The following is an 11798-nucleotide window of genomic DNA, read 5'->3' on the forward strand; positions in this document are numbered from 1 at the left end:
GGCGAGAACCAAGCCAAAAGGAATTAAAACTGGACACCCATGGGATAGGGGTCTTCGTAAAGGGTTCCCATAGTTCGTTGCCTTTCCAGTTGGGTATGAACTGTGATATCAGATTCCTCAAGGAATCGGTCGAAGGAAGCACCTGTGTCTTTAGTTCAGGAGTAGTTCACTTTAGTTAGAGTAAAAGCCATAAGATCCCACATTCATGTTATGGTCACTTTCTTTTTTTCTTGATAGCTTTTAGTGTTGAATTGAAATTTTGGGTACTATATTCAATCCTACCTAAGTAAAAATCAGTTTCAAGTAAGTTACCTGATATCAAGGTCGAAACTACCACTTATTTAAGGATATAAATATAATACTTAGTATATTAAATATACTTAAATTGGAGGAATTGAATGTATTGTTATCAATGTGAAGAAACAGCTAAAGGTGAAGCATGTACAAAGACCGCAGTTTGCGGGAAAACAGATGAAGTTGCACAATTACAGGATCAGTTGATCTATGTTCTAAAAGGACTTGCAGCTGTAAATCAAAAGGCAAGGCAAGGTATTCCTGAGAATCCTGGGTTGAAAGACCAGATCATGAAGTTCTTGAAAGGTAGTAAGAGTGCCAGTAAAGAAGACCTTGATCAGTACATCAACTCAAAGTTCATGGAAGATTGCTTGTTCGCTACAGTGACAAATGTTAATTTCAGTTCAGATTATTTCAAGCAGAAAATAGATGAAGCTATTGGGTTAAGGGATGGAATATTAGTTGCCTTGAAGGAAAATGGAGTGAATACCGATGATCTACCAAAGGCCAGTAGTGTCAAGGTAAGTGAGCTCAGCAACAATGAAAGTGTAGGAGTGTTGGGAACAAAGGATGAAGATGTACGGTCATTAAGGGAATTATTGACATATGGTATAAAAGGTATTTCAGCATATGCACATCATGCTAGAATATTAGGTTATACTGATAAGGAGATAGATGCATTTATTGAAAAGGGATTAGTGGCAACTGTTGATGATACTCTTTCAGCAGATGAACTTACATCACTTGTATTGGAATGTGGTGGTATTGGCGTCCAGACGATGGCCTTATTAGATAAAGCTAATACTGAGACATACGGTCATCCCGAACCCACGGAGATAAAACTGGGTGTTGGAGATAAACCAGGTATTCTTGTGAGTGGCCATGATCTCAAGGATATTGAGAGTTTACTGAAACAAACACAAGGGACTGGAGTAGATGTGTATACTCATTGTGAGATGCTTCCCACACATACGTACCCTGAACTGAAAAAATATTCTCACCTGATGGGTAACTATGGTGGGTCATGGTGGGAACAAAAGACGGAATTTGATAAATTCAATGGTCCTATTCTAATGACCACAAACTGTTTAGTTCCACCTAGTGATTCGTATACTGACAGGTTGTTCACAACCTCAATGGTAGGTTATGATGGAGTAGGACACATAGCTGAAAAAAAGGATGGTACTAAGGACTTTTCAGAAATGATTGAAATGGCTAAAACATGTGAACCACCAGAACAACTAGAGGATGGTACTATAACTGCAGGGTTTGCACATACTTCAGCATTATCTGTTGCAGATAAGATCATTGATGCTGTAAAGGATGGACATATATCTAAATTCATTGTCATGGCAGGTTGTGATGGTCGACATAAAGATAGGCAATATTATACTGAGTTTGCACAACAGCTACCTGACGATACAGTTATCTTGACTGCGGGTTGTGCTAAGTATAGGTATAATAAACTTGATCTTGGAGATATTGGCGGAATTCCACGAGTACTTGATGCAGGACAATGTAACGATTCTTACTCTTTAGTAGTGATCGCACAAAAACTTGCAGAAGCGTTTGGTCTGGATGATATTAATGATCTTCCAGTTTCATATAATATTGCTTGGTATGAACAAAAGGCTGTATTGGTACTGTTAGCATTACTGAACCTTGGTGTTAAGGGTATTGTGCTGGGCCCAAAACTCCCGGCATTCGTAGCACCCAATGTTCTTAATATCCTAGTAGAAAAATTCAATGTCAGTAAGAATACTAATGTTGAGGATGATATCAAAAGACTGGTATGATCAAGAACATAAGATGTATCCTACAGCAAAATGTCTGTAGGACAATTCTTTTTTTCAATAAAAAACAAAATTGCATGAATGAAATATGGTGTATTTGTAATTGATCAACATGACTAAAATAGCAGTTATCAGATGCGAGACAGTATCTGAAGTTTGCCCGGGTACGGGTTGTTTTAAAGCATTCAATAACAGAACAGTTCAGTTTAAAGACTATGGCCAACAAACAGAAATGATTGGTTTTTTTACATGTGGTGGTTGTTCTGGTAGGAGAGTGTATAGACTTGCAAAGAAATTGAAGACGAACGGAGCAGATAAAGTTCATATTAGTTCATGTATGCTGACAAAGAAATATCCATCTTGTCCTAACATAGATTCAATTAAAATATCAATAGAAGCTGCTGGGTTGGATGTTGTTGAAGGTACTCATCACTAATTAATATTAATGGAGAAGTTAAATGGTAGAAAGATCAATTGTTAAGATAGATGAAGAAAAATGTAATGGGTGTGGTAAATGCATTGCACCTTGTGCTGAAGGTGCCATTGAGATAATCGATGGGAAAGCAAAGATAGTATCAGAAGATCTCTGTGATGGTATGGGATTTTGTGTAGGGGTTTGTCCTACCGGTGCACTAAGTGTGGAAAGCAGACAAACGTTGCAATTTAATTCAGAGAAAGCTGCCCAGACACCAAAAAGAAGTGATTCATCAATATACTGTAATATATGTGAACGGGATGAACTCGAACGTTACCTGATTCCGGTTAGACACGATAATGATAGTATTTGGATATGTACGAAATGTTTACCATCGTTGATACATTGATAGATAATTGGAAGTGATACCATATCTTTTATTAAAATAATTGAAACTGTAGGTACATCTCCTGATAGCTGGGAGGATGCTGTCCGCAATGCTGTAAAAGAGGCTACTGAGTTACCAATATTCAAGTCGATGAATAAAATAAGGTCTGTTAATATCAAGGAATTTGATGTTGAAGTGAATGACAGTAATGTTACAGAGTTTTTGTGTAGAGTTGAGATCCTTTTAGAATAATGCTCATCAAAAATAATCTATCATTCACTTTTTTGTTTTCACTCACTCAGTTAAACATAACAATATAGCAAGGTCCTCAGAAGCTTTCAATGAATGTGGTGCATTTGCTGGCATGAATATGAATACACCAGGCTTCATCTCAATTTCCTGGTCAAACAGCTTAAATGTACCACTTCCTCTTAATACCTGTACCACTCCATTTTTCGTGGAAGTGTGGGTATCAATATCCGAACCTTTAGCTAAACACATTAATGTATAGTTATAGGTATCAGACTTTGCAAGCACTGTACTAAATATACCTTCTGTGGGGAATTGCATTAGTTCAAACAAATCTTTATAAAATCCTTTTTCATTTACCATATTGATCAATCCTTGTATGCAAAATAACTTAGGTCAACTATTTTAATTGAATAGTATCTTGCAATATACTTAGTTGGATATGAATCACTGATTACAGTTAAATGTGAGATGGTATTTCACTCCACCTGATCGTTCCATATCTATATCACCACCAAGCTGAGCGACTAACATATCAATTATTTTTACCCCCAGACTATTAGAACTCTCTAAGTCAAAGTCGTGTGAGATACCTATACCATTATCCTCTATTTCCAAATGATACTTGTCATCTATCTGATAGAAAGAAATATTGATTGTTCCTTCTTCCATATTATAAAATGCATGTTTTAATGAGTTTGTTATGATCTCATTTAAAATAAGTCCAAGAGGTACAACAATATCCATACTTGCATAAATGGTATCTGAATCTATGTTGAGTTTTATTTTAATATGGTTTCTATTATGCGATTGTATCAAATAGGATGATAGGGACTGAATATAATCTGAAATCTCAACACTTGCTAAATTGTCGGCACCATACAATTTCTCGTGAGCTAATGCCATTGAACGAATTCGATTCTGACTATCTTGGAATACATGTTTAATGTGTTCATTTTCTAGTTTTCTTGACTCCATATTTAATAAACTCGAGATCACTTGAAGGTTGTTCTTGACTCTATGGTGAACTTCCTGTACAATTAATCTGTTTTTCTTCATCTCCTCAAGTTTTTTATGTTCAGTCATATCGATTTGAGTTGCTATGAACTTTAAAGGTTCGCCAATATCACTATATTCCTCGACCTTCCCTTTTAATTGCACCCAAACAAGTTCTCCTGATTTATGGACGGCACGATACTCTACATTGAAATCACCCCTCTTGCCTGAGATGTATTCTTTAAACCTTTTCTCGACCCGATCAATATCTCTAGGATTTATGGCTTTCATCCATGCCTGGTAACTCGGCTCAAATTCATTTGGCTCGTACCCCAACATTTGATAATAACGATCACTGAAATATGCCTTATTGTTAACTAGATCAAGCTCTATAATACCGTCAGATATAGATTCTACAACGTTTCGAAACCGTTCTTCACTCAGTTTCAATTTGTTTGTGTAGCTCAACCTTTCCTCTTCAGCAGCTATAGCAGACGCTAGTATTCCTATAAGTTTTTCATCATCTTCACTAACTATTGTCTCTTCAGTGAATACAACACATAAGATTCCGAAGACTTCATCTTCAGCTTTAACTAAATGTCCTAAGTAGGATCTGAGATCATATTTCTGGACATTTGGGTCACTGGTAGCATACTTTGTTTTTAAGAGATCAGGAATATATTGTACTTCTGGACCGCTAATTATAGTTTCATAGCAGACGTGGCCGTATGGTGAATCTTCTTTCTTAAAGTCTGGTGGAGCATTCCACTGAGACTTAGATATTAATAAATCTCTGGTATCATCGAACTTATTATAAAATGCGGCAGCACCGTCAAGTAACTTTCCTGCTAGGGATGTAATTGAGTTTATATTCTCATTAAAGTCACTACCTAAATTCAACAGACATTTGTTTACCTTTGATAATCTTAACTCTTTCATTTTTTCGGTAGTAATATCTTGATTGATGACAATAGCGCCTTCCACATTATCTTCATTATCAAAGACAGGAAATGTATGGTTAAGTATGATCTTGTTCTTTCCATCAAATGCTTCAATTTCCAGGAGTTCGTTAGTTATGGCTATACCTTTGTTGATAGTATGCGCGAGAGCCCAGTCATCAGGTTGTATTATCTCTCTTGATGGTAATCGCCTTGCTTTAAATACATCATATTTTTTAGGACCAACTTTAGGTTCAGCACCCCATATTTCAATTCCTGCAGGATTTCCCATGACCAGTTTCCCATTTTCATCTGCGAACCAGACACCTATGGGCATGATATTGAATATTTGTTCAAGTTTGTCTTGACGACTTTTTACTTCTTTCTGTAACCGCAACCTCTCTTTCTCAATAGCTAATTTGTCTAAAGTGAATCCCAGGTTTTGTGATATATCAGTTAACATTTCATGTTCTTCTTTATTGCTAATATATTCAGGTGGAATTGAGACTGATAAAAACCCGTATAAGGTATCACGATATTTTATTGGGGTACACATTCCAGCATATTCTTGAAATTGTTCTTTTAATGGACAGCTCTCACAATCACTTGAATGTTTACTGACAGTGATGACCTGATTGGAATCAATAGCTTTTTTCATACATGCAGGAAAGCCATCAATATCTAACTGTGAGGTTAATCGATCAAAACCATTTGAAATGGCTGAAGAATAGGTAAATTCAACATTTCCATCCTGATTCAACAAAATAATCCATGCATTGATATAACCCGTAGTTTCTGTTAAAATATCACATGATCCTTTAACGATGATCTCAGGCTGAGTCTCATTTTTAATCAACTGATCGATATTTTTTGTTGCGAGTAAGACATTTTTTGTATGCTGTTCCTTTTCATTATATTTTTTTGTTAAAGTGATATCTCGAGCTATACCATTAAGGGCAGTAATTGACATGCTATTATCGAAAACTGGACTTATATTAACTTCAACCCATTTAATGCTATTTTCTTTTGTTTTTACTCTTAACTCAATGGTATCAATTGAAGTTTCAATGTTATTGACAAACTCAGCTAATTTAGAGGTGTCATCTGGATGAATTAGTTTGCCTAGTATATCCTCAGTATTTAATATTTCAGCAGATGTGATTCCAAGAATGTCGAAAACTGCTTGGTTTATGTATGTGAATCTATTGTCTGGTTGTACTTGATAATGAAAGATAATATCTTTTAGGTTATCAGCTATATCGGAAAAATGATTCATATTGCTCACATAATATCATTGATAATGAAATGCTTTTAATTTTTATTTTATAATTTGATATTGAATTGATAGAATGGTCACATAAATATGTTGCTTTTTACTTTAGTATAATATAACATGAATGAAAAACACGTTATAAATGTTAAACTAGATCTATCATATCATTATGTATCTTTGACTCGACTTTGTAGACTCCTATATTTTCGGAATCAAATACTCCAGTAACTGTTTCATCCACTATAGCTTGTATTTCATCATTTTCGATCCCAGTAACAGCGGTTAATATCTTTAACCCTGTTTTATCTTTATCTTCTATCTCATATCTACTCGAATCTGGTGACTCTTCAAAAGAAGTTATACTTGTCTTGACCATATGACCAGATAAATATAAAATTGCTTTCAAGTGTCCAATAAAATAAGAGCTTTTTTTAAGAACTTTCATTTTCACTTCATTCACAATTCTCTCAGAAATAGCTTGATATGTGCTCAAATCAATGTTCTCCATATCAAGTGAATATTCGGCAGAATAAGTTGAAACTGTTGACATCTCAACAGAGTTCATTTCCTTCTTGATACGTTGATCTACCATTTTAATTTCATTAGTAGTATTGTATATTTGATCGAACAGTGCATAGAAGTTCTCATCTTTTTCCTTTGCAGAGTACTTAATATAAGTTGCAGTTTCATTAATTTCACTTAATCTTGTTACCACTTCTGGTAACCTATCACTTGGAGTGATATCTATCTTATTGATACCAATTACCTCAGCTTCTGCAACCTGGTTAACAACGAATCTTGGGATCTGATCAAATTCGTTTAAGAATCTTTTACCGTCAATTAAACAAATTATCGGTGCAAAGCTTAATTTATCGATGGACATATCTTTAATATTATCTTTGATCTGAGCAGGAAATGCTATCCCCGTTGGCTCTATTAGAACGATATCTGGATCAAAATCTTGTTTTATAGCTTTCAGGGTTTGCTGCAATCCCGTTGAAATGGAACAACATACACAACCACTAGTGAGCTCTTTTGTGATCAGACCTGAGCTTGAGATAGTATCGCCATCAACTCCTATCTGCCCCACTTCATTTACTAATATGGCCACTTTTTGATCTTTTTTGCTAAGCTCTTCACTTAATTTTAGAATAGTTGTAGTTTTACCACTACCAAGGAAACCACCGATTATAACTATTTTCATGAAAACACCTACTATGCCTTAATTTTACTTTATAAGGCTATGATAAAATGTAATAGACTCAAAATCAAATTCAAAGCAGAATAAGCTTTTAATTTGACCTTATTGCGCTTGATTAGCTAATGCACTAACTTTTCACAACAGCTTTTATTTTATTGATATTTAAAAGCTCTGTAGAAATCTATCAATCTATTTTAACAGCATATTGAATCGAACTCTAACATTGTTATATTATTCATGGTGAAAATATATATCTCAATGTTATTGATTCATGTGATTTTATATGAGGATATTCTAGATACTGTTACTCATGAGAATTGGAAATAAAAAAAAACAATACTATCTAAAAAAATATAATAATTGATTTGGTGGTGCCTTTTGTTACCGTTATTGTTATTAATACATCAATCATTCATTTAATTTTTTTGGTATAAATAAAAAAATATAGTGGAAATTGTGTCAAGTTATATATTAGTCTTTAGCTCTATTTGTATCTTTTTTGTACAATTTTAGATATATTTTAAAATTTATCTCTTAACTAAGTATATGTGAAAACAGTGTGCTATGGTTTATTTTAATGAATTTAATTATTTGGGCATTATACAAACTCTTATATATTGCATATAGTAATAATAAATTGGGTATAAACTCAAAATTGGAATATAGAGTTCAACAAATCTATAATTCTATGCTATGTGTTAGTATGAGAAGTTTAACTCATAAAAATTGGAATCAAAATTCATATAATATGATTATTCCAAAGAACCTATGGATTTGTCATGCAAGAAATGAGGTGTAACTAAATGAAAATTGGAAATATATTGATATTTACTTTTATTTTTATAGTCTTGGTGGCTACCCCATCAATGGCACATTCGCACGATGATAATATTGAAAGTGTTGCTGGAAATATTCATGAACTAGCTCATTTGGCTGATAGAGCTGCTCATGATATGAGACACGATATTGAAGATGAAAATGATTTCAATAAAGCTGAAGAAAGAATGGAAAGTCTAAGAGGATACATCATTGACCTAGGTGATCCAGTACATGTTCTTTACAGTGATGTACCTGCATCACATGCTGCAACTGCAGATGAAATCCATGACGATCTACACGATTTGCAAGATGAATTCCAGAACTTTGAGGCTGCATTCCAAGCATATAAGGAAAATCCTGATGATGAGACCTTGAGGGATGAGTGGATGGATTCAAGAAGTGATCTGCGTAACCTTGCACAGAATATAAGAGATAACGCAGAGACAATTAAAGATGAACTTGGACACGAAACAAGCCATTCAGATGATGGAGACATTAAATCAGTTGCTGCAAACATTCACGAACTAGCTCATTTGGCTGATAGAGCTGCTCATGATATGAGACACGATATTGAAGATGAAAATGATTTCAATAAAGCTGAAGAAAGAATGGAAAGTCTAAGAGGATACATCATTGACCTAGGTGATCCAATACATGTTCTTTACAGTGATGTACCTGCGTCACATGCTGCAACAGCAGATGAAATCCATGATGACCTGCACGACATGCAAGATGAATTCCAGAACTTTGAGGCTGCATTCCAAGCATATAAGGAAAATCCTGATGATGAAACCTTAAGTGATGAGTGGATGGATTCAAGAAGTGATTTGCGTAACTTTGCACAGAATATAAGAGATAATGCAGAGACAATTAAAGATGAACTGGAATCTGAACCCGCTCCTGAGCCTGAACCTGAGTTTGAGGATATAGAGGAGTCTCCAGGGTTTGAAACTATTTTTGCTCTAGCTGGTGTTCTAGCCGTTGCATTATTTGCAAGAAGAAAATAAAAGCAATCCTATAAATTCAAGCATTACCTTCTAAGGTAATGCTTGCTTATTTTTATGTCTTGTTGAAATCATATTTTTAATAGTAGTAAATATGTTAAGAGATAATAATCAAACTTAGAGTAGATTTTGTGAATTAAACGATATCTAACATCATAAGCAAGAACAAAAGTTACTTCCAATGTGTAGGCTACGATTTTAACTAACTATTATTCATTAAAGGTCAATTTAAAAGAAGTACCATCCGAACCATTCATCTCCAAAACCCCGTTGAGTTGTCGTGTAAGCATTTCCACTACCATCAGGCCAATGGATCCCGAAGAATCCTTTTTATCACTCTTCGACATACCAACACCATCATCTGATACCTCTAAAACATATTTATTATCAATATACTTGAATTTGATAGAGATTCCACCTTTCTTTCTACCTCTAAATGCATGTTTTAGTGAGTTGGTTATAAGTTCACTTAATATTAGTCCTAAAGGAACTGTTGTTTCTATATCTAAGTAAATATTATCAAGATCGTTCTTGAACTCAATCTCAGTTTCATAGTCTCGGTACATCTGAAGCATATGATTTTATAAAGTTTTGATATAATCAGCTATTTCTATACTTGACAAGTTTGTGGAACCATATAATTTCTCGTGAGCTATTGACATTGACCTTACACGAGTCTGACTATCTAAAAAAGCATTTTTAATAGCATCATCATTAAAATTTCTAGCTTGCATGTTCAACAAACTTGAAATCACCTGTAAATTGTTTTTTACACGATGGTGTATTTCTCGTAACAATATCTCTTTTCTTCGAAGATCTTCTATCTGTTTCTTATCAGTGACCTCATCGATCAAGATCTGAGCACCACTAACTTTATTTTCATTAAATATAGGGAGAATGTTAATTTTGGCAATAAGTTCTTTTCCCCAGAATGTATGGTACCTTATCTCCTTTGGACCAACTTTTTCTCTTTTCATAATAGCGTTTTTAAGATGAGTTGAGAAACCGGAATTGACGAGTGGTTCAAAAGTAAGTAAATTGATTTTCTTAGTTTCTTCTTCACTAGGAGACTCTAATATTTCTAGTACCCTTGGGTTAAGATACTTGATGTTCCCCTCAAGATCACAAGTTATTACTCCAATCATTGAAGTTTCAACTAACTGCTGGTAATCCACATTGCTTTGAGCCAATCTATTTTCAGCGTCAATACGAGTTATGGATAATCCGATCAATGATGAATAGATATCCAAAAGATCCATATTTTGTATTTGTGTCCCTTTTCCCATCATGATAGTGAAATCGCCAATCATTGTACCATTATACTCGATCTTAGCAACATGTACCGTCCCAACACCGAATATAGTTTCAATGAGCTGAATACTCACTTTTGGGATTGAATCTCCAACTAACTCTCTCAAACTAGAAAAATTGGTAATTTTCTTATCTTTCAACTTATCATGGCGACCATTATCATGTGCCCACCACTTGTTCTTCACATCAAATGATAATATAGATGCAGCCTTTTTGAGATGACTTTCAGGAGCATTTAATGCTACTGTTCTAAAGAATTTACCTTTCTCTTCATAGACATTTAATGCTACATACTTTGCACCAGTGATCGATTGGACCGTATTGACTATATCATTATGATCATGTTCCAATTTATTAGAAGCTTGTAAAAGCTTAGCTGCACTATCCAAAATTCTCTTTTTTGGTGTAATATTTTTCAATATTAACAAGATATCGGTATCATGAGGTCTAAGTACTATAATATTATACCAGTGTTGGTCACTTGTTGAATAATGTTCAAACTCTTTATATTCACTAACTTCAAGAACTCCATGAACAGTATTTTGGTCTAATACCTCTAAAAAGATTTCAGAAAAGAACTTCCCAACAAGGTACTCGCGTTTCAGACTAAACGCAGTTGCAAACTCATCGTTTAGATCGAGTATTTTGTAATCACGTGTACCTGTGTGTGTATTTTGAACTAATTTACCATGTAAGTATCCATGAAATAACTCTTTGAATGCATGTTTGTAGATATCATGGTTCATTATTGTATCCTATACCAACTCTTATAGCTATTATTATGAACAGATATTGATATGTTTGTATAATTGTTTAGTTAAGAACTATTTGAATCATTTCATTTAACTTTTTTTAGAGCTCGATCTAGACATTTGGTGATCCTTTATAATTATTGGATATTATTCAGTTTTTTTTCTAAATCTGAACTGGTGAATATTAGAGTAATACAAAAATCTAATAGTATCCTCAAAACCTAAATGTTAGTATAAGAACATCTCATCTAAGCATTTAAAATAACATATATTACCTAAAAAAACACAGTTATATTCAAGGAGATCATTTATTGGATTGCTATCCGAGCTGGCAATTCACTGAATGCTTGACAGTGAATTTATAA

10 protein-coding genes are annotated in these 11798 nt (G+C 34.1%); 5 read left to right on the plus strand and 5 right to left on the minus strand.

Going from position 1 to position 11798, the window contains the following annotated elements:
• Window positions 1-398 precede the first annotated feature (398 nt).
• From hcp to J2T59_RS03560, 4 genes are all read left to right on the plus strand, one after another.
• Window positions 399-2090 carry a hydroxylamine reductase gene (gene hcp, locus J2T59_RS03545; RefSeq protein ID WP_259133997.1) on the plus strand — a complete coding sequence of 564 codons (1692 nt, stop codon included), beginning with the start codon at window positions 399-401 and terminating at the stop codon, window positions 2088-2090.
• 109 nt (window positions 2091-2199) lie between these two features.
• Entirely contained in the window at window positions 2200-2523 is a 324-nt protein-coding gene (locus J2T59_RS03550) for a CGGC domain-containing protein (RefSeq protein WP_259134093.1), read from the plus strand.
• A gap of 22 nt (window positions 2524-2545) precedes the next feature.
• Window positions 2546-2911, plus strand: coding sequence for an ATP-binding protein (locus J2T59_RS03555; protein WP_259133999.1), 366 nt, complete (start codon window positions 2546-2548; stop codon window positions 2909-2911).
• A 39-nt stretch (window positions 2912-2950) separates the two neighbouring features.
• Window positions 2951-3142 carry a dodecin family protein gene (locus tag J2T59_RS03560; RefSeq protein ID WP_259134095.1) on the plus strand — a complete coding sequence of 64 codons (192 nt, stop codon included), beginning with the start codon at window positions 2951-2953 and terminating at the stop codon, window positions 3140-3142.
• Window positions 3143-3184: 42 nt separating this feature from the next.
• Here J2T59_RS03560 and J2T59_RS03565 read toward each other — a convergent pair whose 3' ends face one another.
• From J2T59_RS03565 to J2T59_RS03575, 3 genes are all read right to left on the minus strand, one after another.
• Entirely contained in the window at window positions 3185-3502 is a 318-nt protein-coding gene (locus tag J2T59_RS03565) for a cupin domain-containing protein (protein WP_259134002.1), read from the minus strand.
• 84 nt (window positions 3503-3586) lie between these two features.
• Window positions 3587-6349, minus strand: coding sequence for a PAS domain S-box protein (locus J2T59_RS03570; RefSeq protein WP_259134004.1), 2763 nt, complete (start codon window positions 6347-6349; stop codon window positions 3587-3589).
• A 142-nt stretch (window positions 6350-6491) separates the two neighbouring features.
• Entirely contained in the window at window positions 6492-7550 is a 1059-nt protein-coding gene (locus tag J2T59_RS03575) for a GTP-binding protein (protein ID WP_259134006.1), read from the minus strand.
• A gap of 800 nt (window positions 7551-8350) precedes the next feature.
• Here J2T59_RS03575 and J2T59_RS03580 point away from each other — a divergent pair.
• A complete protein-coding gene (locus J2T59_RS03580; RefSeq protein WP_259134008.1) occupies window positions 8351-9373 on the plus strand; it encodes a PGF-CTERM sorting domain-containing protein in 1023 nt (340 codons plus the stop codon).
• 206 nt (window positions 9374-9579) lie between these two features.
• Here J2T59_RS03580 and J2T59_RS03585 read toward each other — a convergent pair whose 3' ends face one another.
• Both J2T59_RS03585 and J2T59_RS03590 read right to left on the minus strand, forming a co-directional pair.
• Entirely contained in the window at window positions 9580-9945 is a 366-nt protein-coding gene (locus J2T59_RS03585; protein WP_259134010.1) for a sensor histidine kinase, read from the minus strand.
• Between the two features lie 6 nt (window positions 9946-9951).
• Complete coding sequence (locus J2T59_RS03590; RefSeq protein WP_259134013.1) at window positions 9952-11427, minus strand: sensor histidine kinase; 1476 nt, start codon at window positions 11425-11427, stop codon at window positions 9952-9954.
• Window positions 11428-11798 lie beyond the last annotated feature (371 nt).

Source organism: Methanosalsum natronophilum, assembly GCF_024808815.1.
Taxonomy (GTDB): Archaea; Halobacteriota; Methanosarcinia; order Methanosarcinales; family Methanosarcinaceae; genus Methanosalsum; species Methanosalsum natronophilum.

Excerpts from the sequence above, each read along its gene's own strand:
- hcp (WP_259133997.1), top strand. The coding sequence starts at position 399 with ATGTATTGTTATCAATGTGAAGAAACAGCTAAAGGTGAAGCATGTACA.
- J2T59_RS03550 (WP_259134093.1), top strand. The coding sequence starts at position 2,200 with ATGACTAAAATAGCAGTTATCAGATGCGAGACAGTATCTGAAGTTTGC.
- J2T59_RS03555 (WP_259133999.1), top strand. The coding sequence starts at position 2,546 with ATGGTAGAAAGATCAATTGTTAAGATAGATGAAGAAAAATGTAATGGG.
- J2T59_RS03565 (WP_259134002.1), bottom strand. The coding sequence starts at position 3,502 with ATGGTAAATGAAAAAGGATTTTATAAAGATTTGTTTGAACTAATGCAA.
- J2T59_RS03570 (WP_259134004.1), bottom strand. The coding sequence starts at position 6,349 with ATGAATCATTTTTCCGATATAGCTGATAACCTAAAAGATATTATCTTT.
- J2T59_RS03575 (WP_259134006.1), bottom strand. The coding sequence starts at position 7,550 with ATGAAAATAGTTATAATCGGTGGTTTCCTTGGTAGTGGTAAAACTACA.
- J2T59_RS03580 (WP_259134008.1), top strand. The coding sequence starts at position 8,351 with ATGAAAATTGGAAATATATTGATATTTACTTTTATTTTTATAGTCTTG.
- J2T59_RS03585 (WP_259134010.1), bottom strand. The coding sequence starts at position 9,945 with ATGCTTCAGATGTACCGAGACTATGAAACTGAGATTGAGTTCAAGAAC.
- J2T59_RS03590 (WP_259134013.1), bottom strand. The coding sequence starts at position 11,427 with ATGAACCATGATATCTACAAACATGCATTCAAAGAGTTATTTCATGGA.